This is a genomic window from Chryseobacterium elymi, assembly GCF_003385495.1.
Taxonomy (GTDB): domain Bacteria; phylum Bacteroidota; class Bacteroidia; order Flavobacteriales; family Weeksellaceae; genus Chryseobacterium; species Chryseobacterium elymi.
This window is the reverse complement of sequence record NZ_QNUH01000015.1, coordinates 13,940-38,408: the sequence shown is the minus strand read 5'-3', so window position 1 is coordinate 38,408 and position 24,469 is coordinate 13,940. Positions and strand designations below refer to the sequence as shown.

General features: G+C 37.3%; 21 protein-coding genes. 10 read left to right on the top strand and 11 right to left on the bottom strand.

What is annotated here, in order from left to right; genetic code table 11:
• Positions 1-37: 37 nt before the first annotated feature.
• From DRF60_RS15765 to DRF60_RS15750, 4 genes are all read right to left on the bottom strand, one after another.
• Positions 38-2,203: a TonB-dependent siderophore receptor gene (locus tag DRF60_RS15765; RefSeq protein ID WP_116012962.1), complete on the bottom strand. Its 2,166-nt coding sequence runs from the start codon at positions 2,201-2,203 to the stop codon at positions 38-40.
• 155 nt (positions 2,204-2,358) lie between these two features.
• Positions 2,359-5,433 carry a preprotein translocase subunit SecA gene (gene secA / locus DRF60_RS15760; RefSeq protein ID WP_116012961.1) on the bottom strand — a complete coding sequence of 1,025 codons (3,075 nt, stop codon included), beginning with the start codon at positions 5,431-5,433 and terminating at the stop codon, positions 2,359-2,361.
• 127 nt (positions 5,434-5,560) lie between these two features.
• Positions 5,561-5,782 carry a DUF2795 domain-containing protein gene (locus tag DRF60_RS15755; protein WP_002662059.1) on the bottom strand — a complete coding sequence of 74 codons (222 nt, stop codon included), beginning with the start codon at positions 5,780-5,782 and terminating at the stop codon, positions 5,561-5,563.
• Between the two features lie 141 nt (positions 5,783-5,923).
• Positions 5,924-6,946, bottom strand: a complete 1,023-nt coding sequence (locus DRF60_RS15750; RefSeq protein ID WP_116012960.1) for a GDP-mannose 4,6-dehydratase — start codon at positions 6,944-6,946, stop codon at positions 5,924-5,926.
• A gap of 86 nt (positions 6,947-7,032) precedes the next feature.
• On the opposite strand from DRF60_RS15750, the gene DRF60_RS15745 reads away from it, so the two are divergent.
• Positions 7,033-7,827 carry a DUF2797 domain-containing protein gene (locus tag DRF60_RS15745; RefSeq protein ID WP_116012959.1) on the top strand — a complete coding sequence of 265 codons (795 nt, stop codon included), beginning with the start codon at positions 7,033-7,035 and terminating at the stop codon, positions 7,825-7,827.
• A 37-nt stretch (positions 7,828-7,864) separates the two neighbouring features.
• Positions 7,865-10,510 carry a hypothetical protein gene (locus tag DRF60_RS15740; protein WP_116012958.1) on the top strand — a complete coding sequence of 882 codons (2,646 nt, stop codon included), beginning with the start codon at positions 7,865-7,867 and terminating at the stop codon, positions 10,508-10,510.
• 54 nt (positions 10,511-10,564) lie between these two features.
• Here the strand turns inward: DRF60_RS15740 and DRF60_RS15735 are convergent, their stop codons facing one another.
• On the bottom strand, positions 10,565-10,915 hold the full coding sequence (locus DRF60_RS15735) for a hypothetical protein (RefSeq protein WP_116012999.1): 351 nt from the start codon (positions 10,913-10,915) through the stop codon (positions 10,565-10,567).
• Between the two features lie 174 nt (positions 10,916-11,089).
• On the opposite strand from DRF60_RS15735, the gene DRF60_RS15730 reads away from it, so the two are divergent.
• Both DRF60_RS15730 and DRF60_RS15725 read left to right on the top strand, forming a co-directional pair.
• Positions 11,090-11,284, top strand: a complete 195-nt coding sequence (locus DRF60_RS15730) for a hypothetical protein (RefSeq protein ID WP_116012957.1) — start codon at positions 11,090-11,092, stop codon at positions 11,282-11,284.
• Positions 11,285-11,404: 120 nt separating this feature from the next.
• Positions 11,405-12,451 (top strand): PA0069 family radical SAM protein, encoded by a 1,047-nt coding sequence (locus DRF60_RS15725; RefSeq protein ID WP_116012956.1) that lies wholly within the window; start codon positions 11,405-11,407, stop codon positions 12,449-12,451.
• Between the two features lie 90 nt (positions 12,452-12,541).
• Here the strand turns inward: DRF60_RS15725 and DRF60_RS21395 are convergent, their stop codons facing one another.
• The gene (locus tag DRF60_RS21395) at positions 12,542-12,703 is read right to left on the bottom strand and encodes a bacteriocin-like protein (protein WP_167443742.1); all 162 of its coding nucleotides are present in this window, start codon (positions 12,701-12,703) and stop codon (positions 12,542-12,544) included.
• A 245-nt stretch (positions 12,704-12,948) separates the two neighbouring features.
• Between DRF60_RS21395 and DRF60_RS15720 the strand changes: the two genes are divergently transcribed.
• A complete protein-coding gene (locus tag DRF60_RS15720) occupies positions 12,949-13,221 on the top strand; it encodes a bacteriocin-like protein (protein ID WP_116012955.1) in 273 nt (90 codons plus the stop codon).
• A gap of 381 nt (positions 13,222-13,602) precedes the next feature.
• On the opposite strand, the gene DRF60_RS15715 is transcribed toward DRF60_RS15720, so the two are convergent.
• Positions 13,603-14,553: an isopenicillin N synthase family dioxygenase gene (locus tag DRF60_RS15715; RefSeq protein ID WP_116012954.1), complete on the bottom strand. Its 951-nt coding sequence runs from the start codon at positions 14,551-14,553 to the stop codon at positions 13,603-13,605.
• A gap of 84 nt (positions 14,554-14,637) precedes the next feature.
• On the opposite strand from DRF60_RS15715, the gene menD reads away from it, so the two are divergent.
• On the top strand, positions 14,638-16,314 hold the full coding sequence (menD, locus tag DRF60_RS15710) for a 2-succinyl-5-enolpyruvyl-6-hydroxy-3-cyclohexene-1-carboxylic-acid synthase (RefSeq protein ID WP_116012953.1): 1,677 nt from the start codon (positions 14,638-14,640) through the stop codon (positions 16,312-16,314).
• Here the strand turns inward: menD and DRF60_RS15705 are convergent.
• Both DRF60_RS15705 and DRF60_RS15700 read right to left on the bottom strand, forming a co-directional pair.
• Positions 16,311-16,937, bottom strand: coding sequence for an aminotransferase class IV (locus DRF60_RS15705; RefSeq protein ID WP_116012952.1), 627 nt, complete (start codon positions 16,935-16,937; stop codon positions 16,311-16,313). The genes menD and DRF60_RS15705 overlap by 4 nt on opposite strands.
• Positions 16,921-17,898: an aminodeoxychorismate synthase component I gene (locus DRF60_RS15700; RefSeq protein ID WP_116012951.1), complete on the bottom strand. Its 978-nt coding sequence runs from the start codon at positions 17,896-17,898 to the stop codon at positions 16,921-16,923. Before DRF60_RS15700 ends, DRF60_RS15705 begins: the two co-directional genes overlap by 17 nt.
• Before the next feature lie 46 nt (positions 17,899-17,944).
• Between DRF60_RS15700 and DRF60_RS15695 the strand changes: the two genes are divergently transcribed.
• The 4 genes from DRF60_RS15695 (at position 17,945) to DRF60_RS15680 (ending at position 20,809) form a co-directional block, all read left to right on the top strand.
• Positions 17,945-18,667 carry a hypothetical protein gene (locus DRF60_RS15695; protein WP_116012950.1) on the top strand — a complete coding sequence of 241 codons (723 nt, stop codon included), beginning with the start codon at positions 17,945-17,947 and terminating at the stop codon, positions 18,665-18,667.
• A 72-nt stretch (positions 18,668-18,739) separates the two neighbouring features.
• The gene (locus DRF60_RS15690) at positions 18,740-19,477 is read left to right on the top strand and encodes a beta-carotene 15,15'-monooxygenase (protein ID WP_116012949.1); all 738 of its coding nucleotides are present in this window, start codon (positions 18,740-18,742) and stop codon (positions 19,475-19,477) included.
• 19 nt (positions 19,478-19,496) lie between these two features.
• Entirely contained in the window at positions 19,497-20,579 is a 1,083-nt protein-coding gene (locus DRF60_RS15685) for an AI-2E family transporter (RefSeq protein ID WP_116012948.1), read from the top strand.
• Positions 20,580-20,581: 2 nt separating this feature from the next.
• Positions 20,582-20,809 (top strand): DUF3820 family protein, encoded by a 228-nt coding sequence (locus tag DRF60_RS15680; RefSeq protein WP_034701224.1) that lies wholly within the window; start codon positions 20,582-20,584, stop codon positions 20,807-20,809.
• Between the two features lie 76 nt (positions 20,810-20,885).
• Here the strand turns inward: DRF60_RS15680 and uvrB are convergent, their stop codons facing one another.
• A complete protein-coding gene (uvrB, locus tag DRF60_RS15675) occupies positions 20,886-22,877 on the bottom strand; it encodes an excinuclease ABC subunit UvrB (protein ID WP_116012947.1) in 1,992 nt (663 codons plus the stop codon).
• A gap of 148 nt (positions 22,878-23,025) precedes the next feature.
• A complete protein-coding gene (locus DRF60_RS15670; protein ID WP_116012946.1) occupies positions 23,026-24,468 on the bottom strand; it encodes a M56 family metallopeptidase in 1,443 nt (480 codons plus the stop codon).
• Position 24,469 lies beyond the last annotated feature (1 nt).

Sequence of the window (24,469 nt, the reverse complement as noted above, 5' to 3'; positions counted from 1 at the left end):
AAAAAGTTAACCTCCGCAAAGGCTAACTTTTAATTAATTAAAATTTATACCCGATTGATAGTCTCCAGTTGCGTGGAGCATTGTAGATCCATGCATATGAACCATCATCTGATCTATACCCGCTGTAAAGCTTTCTGTTTAAAACGTTGTTCAGCAATAGATTGACATCGAATTTTTTTGCTACATAAGAAATCCCGAAGTTGGTGTCAAAGTAATCTTCAAGGCTTTGATCATATTTTGCCGTTGTTCCAAACCAGGACTGTCTCCCTCCCTGATATTGATAACCTGCTGAAATACCGAATCCTTTTAAATTGCCATGTTCAAATCTGTAGCTTAACCAGGTATTCTGTACATTTTTGGCATTTCCGGGAGATTGCTGACCTATTTTTGCAGCATCACTGTCTTTAATTGTTTTTGCATCTGTATAGGCATAATTAATAACAACATTTAACCCCTTGATAATTTCTCCTTTAATGTCAGCTTCGAAACCTCTTGCTCTCTGTTCGCCGGTAGCTACTGAAAGACCACTGCCTGGACGGGCGGGATCAGATGTAAATATATTTTGTCTTCTTATATCATATACAGCAAATGTTGAATTCCATTTCCCACTAAACCAGTCTTTTTTAATACCGATTTCAAGGTTTTGGCCTCTGAAAGGCGTGGTAAGAGGGACACCTTTAGGGTTTATTTCTGAATATTGAATAGCCGACTGTGGTACGAAAGTCTTGTCAAAAACTCCATATGCAGAAAAATCATCACTGAAAGAGTAACTTAATCCTACTCTTGGTGTAAATTCACCAGCTGTATCTTTAGGAACTATATTTCCTTCTGAGTAGTAAGGATACCCTGCGAAAGTGGTTCCGCTTGTGTATCTTCCTGCTAATGTAAGACGAAGTTTATTATTGAACATTTCTATCTGATCCTGTGCATAATATGAGGTATATTTTACGCCTTGGTCATTATAGAAAGGAGCTGTAGAGTTTAAAGTATAAAAACTGTCCGGCGGTAATGTAGAAGGATTTACACCATATTGAGGATTTTGAATATTGACAGGGTAAACTCCAGGTCCATATCCGGAGAAATCTGCGTTGTATTTTCTGTCTCCGTAGTCAAATCCTGTAATAATTTTGTGAACGATATTTCCTGTATTCAGTGTTCCTCTTAAATAAGTCTGGAATATGTGGTTTTTCCCGGTAGCCTGCCAATTGCTTAAAGTCCTGTTAAATATGTTTTTATCAGCAGGATCAAAAGTTCCCCACCATGAGCCACCGTCATAATTCATATCCATGTAGGTATACTGTGTACTCCAAACCCAGTCTTTGAATAATTTCTGATCCAGGCTTAAGAATAAACTTTGATCTTTCACTTCTGTTTTTTTGAAGTTCGGATCATTAAAATTGGTATGAACATTCAATGAAGCATAACCATCGTTAGACATTAAGTATGCTCCCGGCTGGTTGAATTTTAAATATTGATAATTATACTGAGCCGTGAATGTCGTTGTTTTTGTAGGTCTGAATGTAATAGATGGAGCGATGATTATTTTACTTGTTTTATCATTTTCTGACCATGATTTATTAGAGCTTCCCATTAAGTTTAAACGGTAATCCAAAACACCGTCCTTCACAATAACACCGTCAAGATCAGCCTCACCTCTGAAAAGGTTGTAACTTCCCGTTGTGAATCTTACGCTGTTGGAAAATTTTCCGGTAGGTTTTTTTGTAACTACATTATAAAACCCGGCAGGATCTCCCATAGATCCCATGAAACCAGCAGGGCCTTTTACGAATTCTATTCTGTCGATGATAGATGCATCCGGATTAATAGGTCCCCATGTTGAAGAAACATTCATTCCGTTCATGTAAGTTGCGATACTTGCTCCTCGCATGAAAACGTTTGAGTAAACATTGTCCCAATGCTCTACTTTTCTGGCACCACTTACGTTACGGACAATTCCTTCGGACATGTTTAATGTAATCTGATCAGCCAGAACCTGCCCGTTTATAGACTGCACGTTTTGTGGTAGCTCAATAAGAGGAGTTTGCAGTCTTAATGATCCGGAAACTTCATTGAGTTTATATTTTTGATAATATCTTCCGTTGACAACAATCTCTTCGATATCATTAGATTTAATAGTATCTTTTTCCTGAGAAAAAACCAGGATAGAACCTAACAATGAGGCACAGATCAGTACATTTTTCATGAATAAGTCTAATTTTCTGCAAATATATTGTTTTTAATTGTTCTAAATAAATAATTGAATTGATATTTGTCATAAAATTATTAGGTCTTGAATAACAAAACCCCGCTTCAGGCATTGCCAGAGCGGGGTTTTTATGAGATTTTATTATTGAATTCTTAAGCCGGAATTTCTCCTTTGTATAAGAACGAAATAATTTCTTTGTTCATTTTGTCTACCATTTCACTGAACAGGTGGAAAGATTCCTGTTTGTAAATTACCAATGGATCTTTCTGCTCGTAAACAGCTCCCTGTGAAGATCTTCTCAGGTCATCCATTTCACGAAGGTGAAGTTTCCAGTTTTCATCAATGATGGATAAGGTGATGTTCTTTTCAAAATCATTGATAAGACTTTCACACTGAGTTTCGTAAGCTTCTTTAAGATCGGCAACAATTGTCATTGTCTTGTGCCCGTCTGTGAAAGGAACCTGGATCATTTTGAACATGGAACCCTGATTTTGATAGACATTCTCAATAATAGGGAATGATTTCTCTTTCAGTAAGTTCAGTTTCATTTTGTAATCTTCCTGAGCTGCTTTGAAAAGAAGATCTGTTAATTCAGGAATCTGCTTGCTTTTGAAGTCATTTTCAGAAACCGGAGATTCCATAGTGAAGAACTTAATGACATCAAATTCAAAATCTTTATAGTTTCCTGTAGCTTTTCCTTTAGCAACAATTGAATTGGAAACATCGAAGATCATGTTCGTAATGTCATATTTCAGGTGATCCCCGAACAGGGCATTCTTTCTTCTTTTATAGATTACGTCACGCTGCTTGTTCATTACGTCATCATATTCAAGAAGTCTTTTTCTGATCCCGAAGTTGTTTTCTTCCACTTTCTTCTGAGCTCTTTCAATAGACTTACTGATCATAGAATGCTGAATAACTTCACCTTCCTTATGACCCATTCTGTCCATCATTTTTGCGATTCTCTCGGAACCGAATAAACGCATCAGGTTATCTTCAAGAGACACATAGAACTGAGAGCTACCAGGATCTCCCTGACGTCCGGCTCTACCTCTAAGCTGCCTGTCTACACGTCTTGAGTCGTGTCTTTCTGTACCAATGATAGCTAAACCGCCAGCATCTTTTACTTCTTTTGTGAGCTTAATATCCGTACCACGCCCAGCCATGTTCGTTGCAATCGTTACAACTCCCGGCTGTCCGGCTCCGGCAACAATTTCTGCTTCTTTTTTGTGAAGCTTTGCGTTCAGTACCTGGTGTGGGATTTTTCTTAATTGAAGTGCCTTAGAAAGCAATTGAGAGATTTCAACAGAAGTAGTCCCTACAAGTACAGGTCTTTTTGCTGCTGTTAGTTTTTCAATTTCCTCAATTACAGCATTATATTTTTCACGATTAGTTTTGAAAACCAAATCCTGTCTGTCATGTCTTAAAATAGGACGGTTCGTAGGAATTACCACAACGTCTAATTTGTAGATCTCCCAAAGTTCTCCAGCCTCAGTTTCAGCAGTACCTGTCATCCCTGCAAGCTTGTTGTACATACGGAAATAGTTCTGAAGCGTTACTGTTGCGAAGGTCTGCGTAGCCGCCTCAATCTTTACATTTTCTTTAGCTTCGATCGCCTGGTGAAGACCGTCTGAATAACGTCTCCCTTCCATGATACGGCCTGTCTGCTCGTCAACGATTTTTACTTCGCCGTCAATTACCACATATTCATCATCTTTTTCGAATAATGTATACGCTTTTAGCAGCTGGCTCATTGTGTGTACACGCTCAGACTTTTCAGCGAATTCAGAGAAAAGTTTTTCTTTAGCTTCGAATTCTTCTTCTTTGGATAAGTTTCTTGCTTCAACTTCAGCGATTTCTGTCCCAATATCCGGAAGAACGAAGAAATTGTTATCTTCATTTCCCTGAGACATGTATTCAACGCCTTTATCTGTAAGATCTACCTGATTGTTCTTTTCTTCTATTACAAAGTAAAGATCTTTATCTACAATCGGCATATCGCGGTTGTTGTCCTGCATGTACTGCGCTTCAGTTTTCTGTAGCAATGCTCTGTTTCCGCTTTCCGATAAGAACTTGATTAATTGTCTGTTTTTAGGAAGACCTCTGTATGCCTGAAGTAATTTGAATCCTCCTTCTTTTGTGTTTCCTGCAGCGATTAATTTTTTCGCCTCATTAAAGATGGCAGAAACAGTTTTTTTCTGAACTTCAACAATTCTGTCGATAGAAGGCTTAAGAACATCAAATTCCTGTCTGTCCCCCTGAGGAACCGGACCTGAAATAATCAATGGTGTTCTGGCATCATCTACCAATACGGAGTCAACCTCATCCACAATGGCAAAGTTCAATTCTCTCTGCACAAGTTCTGTAGGTGAAGTTACCATGTTATCTCTCAGATAGTCGAATCCGAATTCGTTATTCGTTCCGTAGGTAATATCTGAATTGTATGCTTTTCTTCTTCCGTCTGAGTTCGGCTGATGGTTATCGATACAGTCGATCGACATTCCGTGGAACTGATATAAAGGGCCCATCCATGCGGAGTCTCTTTTCGCAAGATAGTCGTTTACAGTTACTACGTGAACGCCTCTTTCAGGAAGTGAATTTAAGTAAATAGGCAATGTTCCTACCAAAGTTTTACCTTCACCGGTTGCCATTTCAGCAATTTTACCACTGTGAAGAATAACCCCTCCGATAAACTGAACATCATAATGGACCATATCCCAAACTACAGGAGTTCCGGCTGCGTCCCATGAGCTTTTCCAGATTGCAATATCTCCCTGGATCTCTACGAAGTCTTTACCCGCTGCAGCCAATTGTCTGTCCCAATCAGTTGCCTTAACACGGATGCCTCCGTTCTGGGCCCATCTTCTTGCTGTTTCTTTTACCAGAGCAAAAGCTTCAGGAAGGATCTGAGCAAGAACTTTCTCTTCAATATCGTATGATTCCTTTTTCAGAGATTCAATCTTTGAGAAAAGAGCTTCTTTTTCATCTACGTTAGTTGAATTTTTTACCTGCTCTTTTATCTGTTCTATCTGCGCTGTTATTTTGCTGGTTGAAGATTTTATGTTCTCTTTAAATTCAGCAGTTTTCTCTCTCAGACCATCATCAGTTAACTGTTGAATGGCTGGTTCTACAGCTTTGATTTTTGTTACAACTTTTTTTACTTCTTTTAGGTCCTGCGCTTTTTTGTCTCCCAAAAACCCTTTAAGAACTTTGTTTAAAAAACTCATAAATTTTTTGCTTTATGCTTAAAGCAATATGCTTTAAGCGTTTTACTGACACGCTTATCGTGTGAATGTTATATATAAAAAAGGGCAAAAAAGCTCTAAGCATGACGCTCAAAGCTTATTGCTTTCATTAATATTCGTCTTCGTTCCAAAGGAAATCCTCGTCGGTAGGATAGTCACTCCAAACCTCTTCGATAGATTCATAGATCTCTCCTTCATCTTCAATTGCCTGAAGGTTTTCAACTACTTCCATTGGTGCACCAGTTCTGATTGCATAGTCAATAAGTTCTGCTTTTGTCATTGGCCAAGGTGCGTCACTTAGGTATGAGGCTAATTCTAATGTCCAGTACATAATTTTCTAATTTTTTGCAAAAGTATAAAATTAGCTTATATTATACGCTTTTTTATACTTGATTTTCAATTCTTTTTGATTAATTTTTGTTCATTGGCCGTCATAGACTGCATTACAGCTGTGTCAGCAACTTTCATGATGTCATTTTCTCAAAAACCATTCCACAAATTTTTTTATGCCATTTTGGAAGTCTGTGTCTGGTTTGTAGCCAATTAATGTCTTTGCTTTTGTGATATCTGCATTGGTTTTCTGGACATCTCCCGGCTGCATTGGCAGATTTTTCTTTATGGCAGAAATTCCAAGGGTGGTTTCTATTGTGCGCAACATTTCGGATAAAGTAACCACCTCACTTTCCCCAAGATTAATAATCTCATAAACCCCGGAATGAGTCTCTAAATAAAGGATAGACTTCGTGATTCCGTCTATAATATCATCAATATAAGTATAGTCTCTTGCTGTATTTCCATCACCATAGAATGGGATTTCCTGTCCTTCCGAGATCAGTTTTGTAAATTTGTGAATGGCAAGATCCGGCCTTTGTCTGGGGCCATATACCGTGAAAAACCTAAGCTGGACCATGTCTATATGATACAGGTTATGGTAAACATGTCCTAAAATTTCACCACTTTTTTTAGTTGCTGCATAAGGTGAGATAGGATGGTCTACATTATCTGTCTCTGAAAACGGAGTCTTTTCATTGTTGCCATAAACACTTGACGAAGATGCACATATGAATTTATTAATGTTGAATTCTTTGCAGAGTTCCCAAAGATTCATCGTTCCACGTACATTCACCTCTTCATATTCCAGAGGTCTTTCAATGGATGGACGTACTCCTGCAAGGGCTGCAAGATGAATAACAAGGTCGATTTTGTGATTTCTAAGAATAGTTTCAAGTCCTTTTTTATCACGGATATCCTGATAATACATCTGATACCTGTCCGACTTGGATATAGCAGTTAAGCGTCTTATATCGGTCTCTTTGTCTGAAAACTCAAAATCCGAAATTTTATCAATAGACTCTAATGTATTTTTAATTTTTGTCTGATAATTATAGAAATCATCAAAATTGTCAACGTTTATGACAGAATGTCCATTCTTTAATAATCGTTCTATTAAGTGTGAGCCTATAAAGCCGCTTCCTCCGGTTACAAGATAAATCATTTGTGGATTTTTAATGGGACAAAAATATAAATTTACTTTTTGAAAATATAATCATTAAATTTACTTAAAAAAGTAATATAAATAGTATGCAGTTTCAAGGGCAAATTTTAAAAATGACAAGTTTCGATGCACAGCCAATTCAATATTATCTGAATCTTTCGGGAGATCTTATCCATATGAATGAGCTATTCGGAAAAGAGTTGAGGATAAAACATACCGGATTTCAGTGTGTTAACTGCGGAGAAAACAAACCTGTTTATAGAATGGGGTTTTGTAAGAACTGCTTCTTTGAAAGTCCTTATGCCAGTGATACAATTATCCGTCCCGAGCTTTCCACCGCCCATTTAGGGGTTGCAGAACGTAACCTGGAAGTGGAAAAGCAAATCCAGCTACAGCCACATACCGTATATCTTGCTTATACCGGGGATGTAAAAGTTGGTGTAACGAGAAATAACCAAATCCCGACAAGATGGATCGATCAGGGAGCTACTTTTGCCCTTCCGATTGCCAGAACAGAGAACCGTTATGAAGCAGGAATGATAGAAGTTGCCCTAAAAGAGCATCTTCCTGATAAAACAAACTGGAAAAAAATGCTTCAGGATGATTTTGAGGGAGAAATGGATCTTGCCGACTTTCAGCAGAAGATCAGACAGTATTTTCCCGAAGATTTTCAGAAATTCTATAGCGAGGGGGAAAATCTATGGAAATTCGATTATCCTTTTGAGAAACCTCCCAAAATAACTTCTTTCACACTAGACAAAAAGCCGGAGTTTAGCGGAAAGCTTACAGGAATTAAAGGACAGTATCTAAGTTTTAGTGGTGGATATTTTATGAACGTAAGAGGGCATGAAGGCTATGTTATTGAATTGGAAATAAATTAATTGTTATATTTAAGATAACGAAAACCAAATCACAAATATGAAAAAATGGGTTAAAAAGCTATTGATAAGCCTTGGAATTCTGCTGCTCATTCTTCTGTCTGCAAATTTCGGGTTGAATATCTGGCTTAAAACCCAGCTTCCTGAATATATAAAGAATAATACCGACTATCAAGTTTCCTATAAAAAACTGGATGTAGATCTTGGTTCGGGAAATATTTTTGTGTCAGGAATAACCGTAAATAGCAAAGACCCCCAAAATACAAATGTGATTGGTCTTCAGGGAACAATTGATACTCTAAAAATCAGCCGCTTAGGGATTTATGATGCTGTTTTCAATAAAAGAATCAGTTCATCTAATCTTCTGCTGGCAAAACCCAATTTAAATATCAGCCTTGCAAAACCAGTAGATCGTAAAACGGGAAAAAAACAAAACCCGGTTTTGTTTGAAAATATAAGGATCAATAAAGGAGTCATCAATATTTTCAAGCATACCAAACAGAAATTTCTGTCCGTTCAGGAACTTGATCTTTTTGTAGAAAACCTTCAGATGACCGAAGAGTCTGTAGAAGATAAGCTTCCGGTGGTTTTTGACCGTTATGATATCAAAGGAAAGAATTTTTTCTTCCGCCCGGATAATGTTTATGTCATTACGATCAGCAATGTTGCAACATCAAACGGACAAATGTCGGTCGGGAATTTCCGTCTGATTCCACTGCTCTCTTTTGAACAGTTTAAGAGATTCTATCCGAAGAAACCTAAACTGTTTGAGTTTTCCATTCCAAAGATGGATTTTAAAGATGTGATTTTAAAGAAGAACAAGATTTCACTTGCCAATGCCGATTTTCAAAATCCAGTTCTTACTGTACATAATACCGGAATAAGACCCCAAAAGGCTGAGAGAAAAATGAATTTTGAGGTCAATCTGGAAGATGTGAGACTTAACAACCTCTCCGTATTGGTCAATAAACCTGACGGAAGCAGACTGTTTTTTGCAAAAACACTGAATGTAAAAGTCAACCAGCTGAAGTTTGATAAAATCACTGCGAAAGAAGTGATTCCTGTTGGATATAAAGATTTCCATTTTTCAGGGAAAGATATACAGTATTCAAATCACCGGAACTTTGCTGTTGAGAGCTTTGCATTAAATCCAACAAGTGGTGAAATCAGGAATTTGATCCTCTCCCCAGGAACCCCGGCGGTAGAAAGGGGCTCTATGGATCTGAGAACCCGTCATATCGCATTTAACATCAATAAATTTGAATTTATTGAAAGAAAACTTAATCTGGATCTTAAAGATCTTCTTGTTGAGAATATAAACGGAACAATTAAGGCTCCTGAAGACAAGATTAAAAAGAAAACAGGTCCCGGAATCATACAGTCAGTAATAGTCCGGAAAATGACCGTTAAAAATTCTGATATTGTTTATGATAAAGGAATGCAGCCATTGGCACTTCATGACCTTAATGCAACGGTCAATGCCATTGAAATAGCTCGGAAATCTAATAGCCAAGGGCTTTCTTTGAAAATTAAAGACTATTTTCTCACAACCAGGAATTTTGCCTATAAAACACAATTCTATAATTTAAGCGTGGGTCTTTTAAAATTGAATAAAAATAAGATCCAGGTTAATAACTTTGCCATGAAGCCTCTGGTTTCAAGAGCCCAGTTTATCAGGATGATACCTGTTGAACGTGATCTGTATGACCTCAAGGCGGTGAAGATAACCGCAGATGGAAGCTGGGATCTGTTTTCGGATAATAAATCGATCAATGCTTCCAATGTGACTGTTCTTGCTGCAGATGCCAATATTTTCAGAAGTAAGATACCGAAAGATGACCCTAAAATAAAGCCTCTGTATTCCAGACTGCTCTGGTCTATAAAAATTCCAATGACCGTCAATAATCTTGATCTTAAAAATTCAGTTCTGGTCTATGAAGAAGATACTCCGGAAAGTGCTGGACCCGGAAAACTAACGTTCAGCAGTTTTAATATGAATGTTAAAAACCTTAATTCTGCTAAAACAAAAGGAAAATCTACAAAAGTAGACATCAGGATCAACTGCTCATTCATGAACCTTGCACCGCTTTCAGTGAACTGGGGCTTTGATGTGGCAGATCATAATGATGGATTTTCAATTTCCGGGAAAACATCTGATCTTCCTGTAAGCGGAATTAATCCGTTCATAAGGCCTTACCTTCATGTCACAGCCACTTCAGGCACGATCCAGGAAATGTTATTTAACTTCAAAGGGAATCCTGCAGGAATAAACGGAACATTTAACCTGAAGCATAAAGACCTCAAAATTGCTGTTCTGAATAAGGATAATCGTGAGAAAAAAGGAGTGTTGACAGCTGTTGCTAATCTTTTTATAAAATCCAATTCTGAAAAATTTCCGGAAGCTGTGGCGGTGGAAAATGTTGAACGAGACCCTACAAAATCGTTCTTCAATCTGTTTTGGAAAGGAATTGAGCAGGGATTGAAGAAAACCTTGATAGGAAAAAATATTGATAAAACAGAAAAAACCGTAAAAAATGCAGTTTCATCAGTGAAAGATGTGAAAGAGACTGTAAAGGAACTGAAACAGGAGATAAAGGCAAGGAAAGAATCTGAACCCCAGAAAAAGGAAAAGAAAAACTTTCTAAAGAATGTCTTCAGGAAAAAAGAAAATCCCGAAACTGAGTAATTCCGGGATTATATCTTAAAGCCTAAAGCCAGATTCAAATTTGAAATAATTCTCTTAAAAATTAAATTCATCGCTTTCCTGGATAGGGATGTCTCTTAAAAACTCATCAAATTTTTCTCCAGGATAATTACTTTCCGCTCCGTAGGAATCTATGATCATTCCGTGGTTTCCGGCGTTGTCCTTTACAACATATAATACTGCATTATCGTCCGGATTGCTGTCCCCTTCAAAACGATATGTTTTTAAAATGGTCAGCTCGGAAGGCTGGTATACTTTTTCTGAATTTTCAAATTTCATCTCGCAGGCTTCATTCATTCTGAACTCTCTATGTATTCCTCTTCCTGAAAGAGTATTCATGACCTGGCTCAAAGTTGTCATCCTGTCTATATTTTCTGAATTATCCATAATATTATTTTTCCTAAAAGTACTACAATAATTAAACCATTGATTTGCTAAATCTAAATAAAAAGCAATTACATCTTTCATTGAAATAATGCGTAATGTTAACAAAATTTATAATTTAAAAAAAGGAAATAGGTATACTTTTTGCAATAGTTACGTTAATAAATCGGACAAAATATGAAAAAAGAAGTTGGCGTTTTACTGGCAGGAGGAGTTGGTCTTTTGGCAGTATTGGGTTTTATTGGATTAAAAAAAATATTGACTAAAAAAGATAAAAAATATAGTGATACCTATTCGGATTATCACAGACATTTTGATGAAAAAAACCACGACGATGAATATCACGGAGTGGAATTTTATGCACTGAAGTAGTAAAAGAATATATTTAATTATGTTAAATCCGGCTCTCTCAAAGAGGTCGGATTTTTTGTGGATAACTTTAGTGTTAAAACTTATTATTTTATAAGAAATCCATTTTAATTTTACATCACAATGCAGGACGAAAAATTCATAAAAGGACAGGGAGCACAGCGAAACGTGATCAACCGTTTCGACAGGTATACCTATGAACCGGATGATGAAGATTTCGAAACCGTAAAGACCTCTTTTACGGAAGTTTTTCCTAAAACCATTGTAAATCAGGTAAAAAGTGAAGACCTGCCAATGGAGTATTCCATGAATCCTTATCAGGGCTGCGAACACGGGTGCTCCTATTGTTTTGCAAGACCCACCCATGAATACTGGGGCTACAGCGCCGGAATTGATTTTGAAAGGAAAATCATGGTAAAGAAAAATGCTCCTGAACTGCTAGAGAAATTTTTCCAGAAAAGAGGTTATAAACCAGCGCCCATTCTTCTTTCGGGAAATACCGACTGCTATCAGCCTGCAGAAAGGCAGTTTGAAATCACCAGAAAACTGCTTCAGGTGTGTTTGGATTACAGACATCCGGTTAATATTCTGACAAAAAATGCACTTGTTCTGAGAGACCTGGATATTCTAAAACCTATGGCAGAGCAAAATCTGGTTTCTGTGTCTTTCAGTATTCCTACTATTAATGAAGATCTTAGACGGAAAATGGAACCGAGAACAAGTTCGGCTCCTAATAAATTGAAGGCCGTGGAGATTCTTACAGAAAACCAAATTCCCGTACATGTCATGGTGGCACCCATTATTCCCGGTTTGAACAGTGATGAGCCGTTAAGTATCTTAAAAGCTATTTCAGATGCAGGAGCATTAAGTTTCGGTTATACATTGGTAAGGCTGAATGATACGGTAGAACCTGTTTTTGTTAATTGGATTGAGATCTATTTTCCGGATAGAGCACAAAAGGTTTTAAATCTTATCCGCTCCATGCGTGGCGGAAAATTAGGTGATAAAAGATATTTTGAAAGGCAGAGAGGTGAGGGAAATATTGCTGAAATGATTCATAATACATTCAAAATCGGGAAGAAAAAGTTTTTTGACGGGAAAGAATTTCCAAAGCTTTCTACAGCAAATTTTACCGGGACTAAAGATCAGCAATTGAGGTTGTTTGATTGAGTCTAAAAACACTGTCTTCAACTAAAAAACATTTTTAAAATAAAACCGCTCCAAAAAGGAACGGTTTTCTTATTCGTTTTGATTTCAAAATTACATAGAGTCATCCGGACAATGGAAATCCTCGCCGCAAGCTGCACAGATTACAGTTCCACTGCAATAATATATGCAGAATTCCGGTTCCGGAAGCTTAATTCCTCCTGCTCCTGAGATGCTTTTTAATTGGTTTTTGTTTAGTTTTTTTAAATTTTTCATACTGTTTAATTAAAAATTTGATAGTAACATAAAGATAATCAAAATGTTTTTAACTAAAATGTGGTAGATTTTAATAGTAAAATTTTTGTTTAATAAAGGATTAACCAAATAATATGTCTTAAATTTCATTTTACGGTGAGTAATATTGCTTAAGTGTTTGATTTTTAATGAAAAATATTTAATTTAGACAAATCAAAGCGGTATCCGAAAAGCCGATAGAGTAGGAAATATAAAAACAAATAACTATGAAAAACTTAAAAAAACTTTCGCGTGGAGATCAGAAGAGGATTTCTGCCGGAGATCTCACTCCTTCTTTCTGTTTTGAGGGTGGAGGCCCTGGATCAGGAGGATGCTCTGCAGGACACATATGTTCCGGCGGGAAATGCGTACCATATGTAGATCCGGGAAACGGCGGTGGAGGCCCTGGATCAGGTGGTGATACCTATACATGTATTTGTCCATGGGGAACTTTTACGCAAACCACTCCATGTCCGGAATTTTATTGTATAACAGGATAATTTTAATAAGTAAGAATTTTTGATGGTTTATTTTGAAGGTTAGATTAAATCTATCAAAATAACAGTTCTGCCGGCATCTTCAGTAATTAATACAAACTATAACTATGAAAAATTTAAAGAAAATTGTGAGAAAGATCTGAAAGGGATCATTGGAGGTCAAAAAAATGTTTTGAAATAAGAGATACATTTGAAGATCCCTGTGCAGAATTGAAATAATATGGGTATGGCGTGTTACTGGTTTAACAGTTGTAGTTTTTCCTGTGAGGTGACGCCTTGCGGACCTGGATTCTAGCCTGCCTGTATAGAATAAAGTCAATAATTAATCTGAGGTTATCTTATGATATTGATATCCAAATACAGATTAATTATTGACTTTTTATATTATTTTTTGATAAGCCCTAATTCAATAAGTCTTTCATGTAAAAATTCTCCTGCAGTCGTATCTTCATATAACTTAGGATTATTTTCGTCAATACAGTTTTCAAGAGCATTCAATGGCATTTCGCTCACCGGATGCATAAAGAACGGAATTGAGTATCTTGAAGTTCCCCATAATTCTCTTGGAGGGTTAACCACTCTGTGAATCGTGGATTTCAGTTTGTTGTTAGTATGTCTTGACAGCATATCTCCAACATTGATCATTAATTCGTCCGGTTCTGCGATCGCATCGATCCATTCTCCGTTGTGGTTTTGAACCTGAAGGCCTTTTCCCTGAGATCCCATCAAAAGAGTGATGAGGTTAATGTCCCCATGAGCAGCAGCTCTTACCGCGTCATCCGGCTCCTGAGTAATTGGCGGATAATGGATAGGTCTTAAGATAGAGTTTCCTTCAGCGATCTTGTCGTCAAAATAAAATTCATCCAGACCAAGATACAGGGCCAAAGCTCTTAATACATACTGGCCTGTTTTTTCAAGCATTTGATAGGCTTCTTTACCTACTTTGTTGAATTTTGGCAGCTCGTCAACGGTCACGTTGTCGGGGTATTGGGATTTGTATTTTGAATCATCAGACACATATTGTCCGAAATGCCAAAATTCTTTTAAATCACCTTTTTTGAAACCTTTTGCGGTTTCTTTACCGAATCCTACGTAACCTCTCTGGCCGCCGATTCCTGGAATTTCATACTTCTGCTTCGTTTCTACAGGCAGTTCAAAAAAATTTTTAACCTCTCCGTAGAGTTCATCTACTAGTTTGTCATCAAGAAAATGGCCCTTTAGGGCAACAAAACCAATTTCTTCATAAGCTTTTCCGATTTCATTTACAAATTTCTGTTTGCGTTCCGGGTTGTCCGAAAGGAAATCACGCAGGTCTACACTAGGTATTTTATCCATTTTTAGAAATTTACGAATCACAAAATTACATATTTTTTAAATGAAATGATTTTAAAATAAGTATTTATCAGTTAAATTTGCTGTATGAAAAAATATTCTTCGAAGAGAAGTATTCAGATACTTGCCCATCTTCTTCAGCAGTACGGAATCTCAGATGTCATCATTTCCCCGGGGTCAAGAAATGCACCCCTTGCGATTCATTTTTCAGAAATTGATGCCTTCAACTGTTATAGTATTGTGGATGAAAGAAGTGCAGCTTTTGTAGGAATAGGTATGGCTAAAAGTGAGAAGAAACCTGTAGCAATAACGTGTACAAGCGGCTCTGCAGCAGCAAACTATTACCCCGCAGTAACAGAAGCTTTTTATCAGAATGTTCCGCTTCTGATCCTCACTGCAGACCGGCCTACAGATTTTGTAGACATTTTTGACGGGCAGACGATCAGGCAGAAGGATATTTTTCATCAGCATTCTTATGGTGACTTTCAGCTGTTGGAAGACAGTAAAGAAAATGCGGAGGACGTTAATTTTGACATTATTAAAAAAGCAATCGAGCTGTGTTTTGAAAAACAGGGACCGGTACACATCAATATTCCTTTAGAGGAGCCATTGTACGAATTGATTTCAGAGCTTCCTTCTTTTCCTACCGTTGAAAAGACCATCAGGCAGAAGGAGTATGAGGTGCCATCTAATTTAATCGCAGACTGGCATACCTCTCAGAGAATTATGATTTTGGTGGGAACCAAAGATCATAGCCCGGAGCTGGAAAACCAATTAACACAGCTTGTGAAAAACCATTCTGTTGTTGTATTGAGTGAAGCTAACTCTAATCTGTATCATGAGAAGTTTTTCAGGCATATTGACCGTTATATTTTTAATTTTACTGAAGAGGATTATAAAACCTATGCTCCGGATCTTCTGATTACGGTAGGCCAGAATGTAGTTTCCAAAAAAGTAAAACAATTCCTGAGAAATGCCCGTCCGAAGCAGCATTGGCACCTGGATGAAGTATGGCAGCCGGATACCTACTTTTCTCTTACTGAAAAGATTGAAGTGAAGCCGGAGGTTTTCTTTTCAAAATTTCTGAAATTCATCAATCTTGAGCCGAGACCCTATTTTAATCTTTGGGACGTTTTAAGGGATAAAAAAGATGCAAGACATGAACAGTTCCTGAATAAGGCTGAATTTTCGGATTTTTATTTCTTTAATAAAGCTTCACAGACCATTCCTGAGAATTACAATATCCATTTCAGTAATTCCTCAGCGATCAGATATGCCCAGCTGTTTGATTTTGGAAAAAGGAAAATGTACTGCAACAGAGGAACCAGCGGTATAGACGGCTCTACTTCTACGGCAATGGGTTTTGCCATAAAAAATGTAAATCCGACTCTGCTAATTACAGGAGATCTTGGATTCTTCTATGATATCAATGGGCTTTGGAACCAATATATCCCGCCATTTGTAAGAATAATTATTTTTAATAACGGTGAAGGGAATATTTTTAAAATTATTCCGGGGCCGGGCAATGCCAACCCTAATACGTTAGACGAGTTTATAGCAACAAAGCATCGTAAGAATGCTGAACATTTAGCAAAACATTTTGGCTTCTCCTATATCAAAGTGGAAGATGAACCTACACTGGACAGAGTTTTGGAAAATTTCTTCAAACCGGACCTTCATCCAAAAATCCTGGAGGTTAATACGTACGGGAAAAACAGTGCAGATGTTCAGAAAGCTTATTTTGAGTTCATGAAAGGAAATTAAAGATCAAGATATTCTTCGTTTCCCGGTAAATTCGTAATCCGGTCAATAGGATAAATAAACATATCATCAAAATCATTCATAGCGTTAATTAGCTGAAAATGAGAAAATTGCTTAATATTCTGAAGGCTGATTTCGGTTTCTTTTATCTTTTTATGTTTCAGCAGACTCTGTCTCTGTACTCCGTTCAGGAGATAAGTAGTCGGTGTAAACCAATCCTTGCCTTTTAGGAAAAGAATGTTGGAAAAGGAAGTATCGGTGATGTGGTTGTTTTTAACAATGATGATCTCTTCAGCTTTTGATTTCATTTTCATTTTGTCCAATTCCTTACGGTCTTCAAACTTGAAAGAATAGTCGAAGCTGTTGTTTTCAACCAGCTGGAAGCTCTGTATCTCAGGAATGGCGTATGGGATCATCATTGTCCGTACCTTTTTATCAAGGTCATAAGAAAGTCTCAGCTTGAAAAGACCGTCCTCATCATGCTCGAGGTTTTTGAAGATCTTGGCCAGATCAATAGAGCCTTCTTTCCCAAAATGGGCAAAGGTCTGGTTGATACGTTTTTGATGTAGTTCCAAAAGAAAAATCTCCTGATCTTCTACTTTTACACTTTCAATGAATTGGGACATAGATTTTATTTTTCATTTCCTGATATTCGTCTTCTAACCTGCTCATATGTGTTATACCGCCTCCACTTTTGAAATAAAGCCGGTCGCCTTCTTTTTCAATAAAGCGGATCATCACGCAGCTGTCAAGGTTTTCACCGTCAAACCAGCCGCATACTCCGGTATAATATCCTCTGTCATATCCTTCTGCACCTAAGATTATTTCCAGCGTTTTCGGTTTAGGAGCTCCTAGAATTGATCCGGCGGGAAGCAGTTTTTTCATCATACTACCTATTTTCCCGGCAAACTCAGGTTTTATATTCCCTGAAATTTCAGAGCTCATCGCATACAGGTCTTTCTGCTGTGTCCTGATGAGGTCTATATGCTGGAACTGGTCAACTTTCACATCATCTGCAACCATGCTGAGGTCGTTCCGCAGAAGATCCACAACGGTATAATGCTCCGCTTTCTCTTTCTTATCGTTTTTTAAAACTTCAGCTGCATTTTCAAATGATGCATCAATAGTCCCTTTCATCGGATAGGTTAAAATTTTGCCGTCAATAATCTTTACAAAAGTTTCAGGAGAAAAAAATACAAAAAAATCTTTATAAAAAACTTTATACTTCGCATTTGAGTGATAAAAAATTTCTTTGAGGCTTAAATTGGTCTGAATTTCAGTCTTTCTGGTATAATTGACAAGATAAGAATTTCCAAGACGGATATTTTTCTGAACCTTGTCAAATCCTTTTTTAAAGCTCTCCAGCGTTTCGGGAAATGATGTCCATTCAATTTTTTTATTGAGATTGTGTTGCTTCTCTGAGTTTGAAAATTGTTGAAAATCAATTAATAAGCCTGATTTATTAATCTCATCTTCTTTGTAGATTTCTACATTTTCCGAAAGGAAATCGATTATGAAAAAGTAGGGAACCTTCTGGAGGGAAAGTTCGTCCATTTCCATAAATTTTTGATGATTCATTGAAAACATCCTGCAAAAATAATTAATGATGATTACTTTTGTGTAAAAATTTTTAATGCAGAGCAAATATCCTCAGAAACCGGGAATAGATTTTATACTGAAGCAGGCTTTTTTCTATTGGAATAAGACTCTTTTTTTTCAATTAATATTTTCAATCTTTTATTTTGGAATCTTTTTTACAGTGCTTTTTTTCTTTGATGGGAAGTATGGTATTTTAGCCCAATATGCAGAAGCGGCGAAATATGCAAAAGATGGCATAGAAGCGTATTCTGCACAGGTCGTAAAAATGCAGTCCACTCCGGGATTTCAATATTTTTCCTGGGCTGTTATCGGAACCTCTATTTTTCTTTATCCTCTAAATATCGGGTTTTATCAGATTTACAGAAAAATAGATCTAAACGAAAAACTGGAATTGGGAGATCTGCTTGTAGGATACAACGGATTTAATTTTTTCAAATATATAGGCTATTATATTTTCTGGTCATTTGTCTATCTTTATACATTTCAGACCGTTATACTTGCCGTTGTATGGGTGTTTGTTACCATTTTCGTAGCCCCGCTCATGTTTTTTACCAATAAGAGAATTTTTGAAGCAATTTCATTGAACCTTCAGGTATTAAGGAAATATTTTTTAGAAATACTGGTATGTGTTATTGTTGCGATTTTCTTTAGGTATATAGGATTTGCCTTGTTTTTTATAGGCGGGCTCTTTACGTTCCCGTTTTGGAACGCAATGATTTACTCACTATATAAAACAGTTTTCTCGGAAAAAAGTTAAATTTTAAAAAGGTTTAATATGTTTTTATGGCAAAAAAAGTTAAATTTGGTGAAACCATTAAAATATTAAACTATGTCAGAATTTAATGAATTTGATCAGCAGGGATCCGTTCCAAACAGGGATACAGGATCTATTATTTCGCATTCTTTTGAAATGTATAAAGGCGTTTTTCTTTATGGGATTGTCGCAATGATAATTTACCTTATAGGAGGCTTCATTATACAGTCTGTCAGTGGATTCAATTCTGCTTCCATGATGGAGGAAATGAGAGATGCAGGTGGAGATTACTCAAACTTCAGCTATTGGAATGCCCCGGGATTCTCGCTTTATCTTTCACTGTCCGGTCTTTTGGGGATTTTACTTGCCCCATTATATGTAGGGCTGATTTACATTGTAAATAAATATAATACTAAAAATCAGATCGATTTTGCAGATTTGTTCATTGGGTACAAACAGAATTTTGTGAATATCCTGATCTACAGTATTCTTTCGGGGATTATTTCAAGTGTTGCGATGGCGCTGTGCTTCTTCCCGTTTATTTTTGTTTATCCTTTCCTTTTATTGGGATATCCTATTCTATTATTCGAAAATGCATCGGCTACTGAAGCATTAGGGAAATCTTTTAACATTGCCAAAGAAAATTACGGAACGTTTCTTGGTACTACCGTATTGGGAGGACTGATCTCTATTGCCGGAATTGTTCTGTGCGGGATTGGTATTATTTTAACAGCTCCTTTTATGATGATCGTTATGTATTCTGCTTACTGTGCTTTTTTAGGAAAACCGAGACAAATCGAATTTAAGAAATAAATAATAAGATAGAAACGCAATGGATAAAGATAAACAGATAAGCAATGTTGCGATAAAACAAGTTGCCCTGCTGGCTATAATTCTGGTGCTTACCGGATTAATCTGTTTTAATCTTTCACTGTTCATACCGTCAGTCCTTGGGGCGGTCACTATTTATGTAGTCTGCAGAAGATATAATTTCTATCTGCAGGAAGAAAAAAAGTGGAAATCCTGGCAGGCATCACTTGTGCTGATGCTGGCGAGTCTTATTATCCTTATTCTTCCAATCTATTTTATTGCCGACCTTCTGATCGATAAACTGGGAAATGCTCAGGTTTATATGACCAAATTCAATGTATTTCTGGATAAAATACATTCATACATCTACTCAAAAACAAGTTTTGACATTCTCAGTAAAGAGAATATGGATAAAGTGAAGAATTCTGCCGGAAAGTTTTCCACTTCAGCCGTCAGTGGTACATTTAACACACTAACTGTAGTGATGTCCATGTATTTTATTCTTTATTTTATGCTGGATAGGCCAAGACTGTTTGAGAAGATCCTTAGTTCTTCCGCACCATTAAAGAGGGCTAATATTTCTTTAATAGGCGATAAACTGAGAAAGCTGATCATGGCGAATGCCATAGGGATTCCTGTTGTAGCATTAGGACAGGGGATTGTGGCGCTTATAGGGTATTTCATCTTTGGTGCACCGAGTCCAGTCCTTCTTTTTGCTTTAACAGCTGCTGCTTCGATGATTCCGGTTGTAGGAGCGGCTATTGTCTATGTTCCGGTCTGTATATTTATGATTGCAGAGGGAAATACGGCTCAGGGGCTTGGTCTGGCTGCCTATTGTGTAATAGTGGTAGGACTTACAGATAACCTCCTCAGGTTTACGCTTTTGAAGAAGCTTGAAAATATCCATCCGCTGAATACCGTATTCGGAATTATCATGGGAATGAATTTATTCGGGTTTATGGGCCTTATTTTCGGACCTATACTTATTTCGTTTACTCTGCTTTTGATCCAGGTTTACAGGAATGAATTTTCAGATGAAGATACACACCCAGACCTTAAACTGCCGGATAATGATGAGGAAGAAAAGGTTAATTTAATTGTATAAAAGTGGAAGGCGTAAATTCAGAAATATTAAAAGAGATTTGCATTGTAAAGATGCCCTTCGGAAAATACGAAGGAACAGTGCTTGCTGACCTTCCGGTAAGCTACCTGGAATGGTTCAACAGAAAAGGAATGCCTAAAGGAAAATTAGGAATGCAGCTTTCAACCGTTTACGAAATTAAGCTCAATGGATTGATGGACCTTCTGATACCGATCAGGGCTTCTTTGAGATAAAAAAGGTCTTTCTGACTATACATATAATTATTGGCGGCATCGAAGATGCCGCCAATAATTATTATAATGTAATCAATTATTCTTTCAAAGCTGCGATCTCATCTCTAAGTTTAGCCGCTTTTATAAAGTCAAGATTTTTAGCGGCAGCTTCCATTTCTTTCTGCTTCTGTCCGATGATTTTTTCAATGTCTTTGCCCCCATAGCTGGCTTTTGTTTCAGCAGCTTTCTGAAGAATCTCTTTCTGGGTGTATTTTGGATCAGGGAAATCTTTACTCCTTCCCACAAGATTTTCTGAAATCTTTTTATTTAGGGCCTGAGGAACAAGTCCGTTGGCTTCATTATGCTGTATTTGTTTATTACGACGGTATTCTGTTTCATCCAGAGCGGCCTGCATGGATTTTGTGATCTTATCGGCATACATGATTGCTTTTCCGTTAACGTTTCTTGCCGCACGTCCTACTGTCTGGATCATCGACCTTCTGCTTCTAAGCATTCCTTCTTTATCAGCGTCCAGAATGGCTACCAGAGACACTTCCGGAAGGTCAAGCCCCTCTCTTAAAAGATTGACTCCGATGAGTACATCAAAAATTCCCAAACGCAGGTCCTGCATAATCTGGATACGTTCCAGCGTTTCTACATCTGAGTGGATATATCTCGTTCTGATCCCGAATTTCATAAAATATTTGGTAAGTTCTTCGGCCATCTTCTTCGTTAGAGTAGTAACCAGAACCCTTTCATCAGCCTCAGCTCTTTTTCGGATCTCTTCCATCAGATCATCGATCTGGTTCAGGCTTGGTCTTACCTCAATGATGGGGTCCAGAAGACCTGTAGGACGGATGATCTGCTCAATATAAGCTCCTCCGGTTTTCTCCAGTTCATAATCAGCCGGCGTTGCGGAAACATAGATCACCTGGTTTTGCATGGCTTCAAATTCCTCAAACTTAAGAGGTCTGTTGTCCATGGCGGCCGGAAGTCGGAAGCCATATTCCACCAAAGCTTCCTTTCTGCTCCGGTCGCCACCGTACATGGCATGAACCTGGGGAACGGTAACATGGCTTTCATCAATAACCATTAAAAAGTCTTTCGGGAAATAATCAATCAGGCAGAATGGTCTTGAACCGGGAAGCCTTCCGTCAAGATATCTTGAATAGTTCTCAATCCCTGAGCAGTAGCCCAGTTCCTTGATCATTTCAAGATCCAGTTCTGTTCTTTCCTGAAGTCTTTTAGCTTCCAGGGGTTTTTCAATAGAATTAAAGAAATCTACCTGCTTTACCATATCGTCCTGGATGCTTCTGATAGCTCCGTTTAGAGTTTCTTTTGATGTCACAAAGAGGTTGGCGGGATAAATCTGAATCTGGTCAAAATTAGCTTCCACATTTCCGCTTACAGGATCAAAGCTCTGAATTTTTTCTATTTCATCTCCAAAAAACTGAATTCTTACTGCATTGTCAGCATATGCCGGAAAAACATCAATAACGTCTCCTTTTACACGGAACGTCCCTCTCTGGAAGTCTCCCAGTGTTCTGGCATATAATGCGTTAACTAAAGAATGGAGGAGTGCGGTTCTTGTCACTTTTTCCCCAATAGCTAATGTAATTAGTGATTTATGAAATTCTGAAGGGTTTCCGATACCGTAAATACATGAAACAGAGGCTACGATCAGTACATCTCTTCTTCCTGAAAGCAGACTGGCTGTTGCAGAAAGGCGTAGTTTTTCTACTTCTTCATTAATGCTGAGGTCTTTCTCAATATAAGTTCCGGTTGTTGCAATGTAGGCTTCCGGCTGGTAATAATCATAGTAGCTGACAAAATATTCAACCGCGTTATCGGGAAAGAATTCCTTAAACTCCATGAATAACTGGGCTGCCAGAGTTTTGTTGTGGGCAAGAACCAAAGTAGGTTTCTGCACATTCTGTACCACATTGGCGACAGTAAATGTTTTTCCGGAACCCGTTACACCAAGAAGGGTCTGGTATTTTTCCCCGATCTCGATGCCTTGGGTAAGCTTTTCGATCGCTTGTGGCTGGTCGCCTGTAGGTTTATATTCTGATTGAAGATTAAAATTCATAGGAAATGATGTATACAACAAAAATACGAAAGAAATTTTTAGCCTTCATAAAGTATTTGAAGATGAATATTTTGATGGTGGGTTTTCATCCATCCATAATATATATAAAATAAAAAAGCGCTAAACTTATAGCGCTTGTTAATTAATCTTACTGAAAACTCATGGTCATAGGCAATGTAAAGACGCTTGCTGTCGCTTTTCCATTTCTTGTTGCGGGCTTCCATACCATTCCGTTATTTACTGCTGTAACGGTTTTAATAATTTCTTTATTGAATGCCTCATTATCACCGGAAGCTGTTATTTGACTTATTTTTCCGGTTTCATCAACATGTATATGTGCTGTTGATTTTACCAGTTTTTCTTTTCCGTCAAATATACTTGTATCAAGCATTGACCCAATTTTTGAGCGAAGTAATTTTGCTCCTTCTGGAAATTCTGCTTGAACAAAATCCCTATCCTGTTGTTGGTTTACATTTGTGTTATTACCCTCATTACTATTTATTTGTGCTGTTTTCTTTGGGGAGATAGTATCTGTAACAGCTTTTATGCTTTCCGTTTTGAATTCCATTGCTGTATGGGGTTTTTTCTCCGTTCTTTTTTCAAAATCACTATAGGGCATTAAAGAAACCTGATAGTGTTGCTGTTTTTTTGCTGTTCTTGCATTTTGACTGACTCCATTGGTGAAAACATTTGAAAAATCAGAGGTGTTGTGATTTTTGAGGCTGCTATTTTCCGGTTTGACCGCGTATGTTCTTTCTGCAAATAAAGCTGTAGCGGCAATCAAAGCCGTGATGCTGGCTGCTTTTTTCAGAACAATGAATCTGGGTTTTGTCTTTGTCATCATAATAAATCGTTTTTTGGTGTTGCTAAAATTAAATGAATGGGTAAGAGGCAGGTTCTGGATACTGATAATCTCATCAAGAATTAAATTCTGGTACTCTTTTATATTGTATCTGCTGTTCAAAACAGCTTCGTCTGCAAGAAATTCATGGTTAGTGATGATCACTTTTTTATAAATAAGAAGCACGGGATTGAACCATATGAAAATTTTTAGGATTTCTATAAAAATAAGCTCTATGCTGTGCTTTTGGTCAATATGAGTTTTTTCATGAAGAAATATTCTTGGGTCGATTACATTATTTCTTAGATAATTTTCACCTAAATAAATAGTATTCCAAAAGCTAAAAGGAGGAAGGTTTTCACGGGTTACCATGACCTTGTAATTCTGATAGATCCTTTTTTCAGCCTGTATTTTTTTGATGGCTATAATTGACAGGATGCTTTTTATTAAAAGGAAAAGAGCAACGGCTCCATAGATGAGCCATGCAATGTTCATCCAGTCAAAACTTTCCTGGGCAGATTGGATGGGGATAATCAGCTGTGCCGTATCTTCAAATATGATCCTAGACTTATTCTCTGTTTTTGGTGACTGTACTGTGAAGGAAATGAATGGAATTACATGGGAGAAAATCAAAGAAAAAATCAAATAAAACCTGTTAAACAGATACATTTTTTCTTTTTCCAAAAACAGATAATATACAGAGATGAATGCTGAAGAACACAGCAACATTTTTAGAACAATGATGAACATT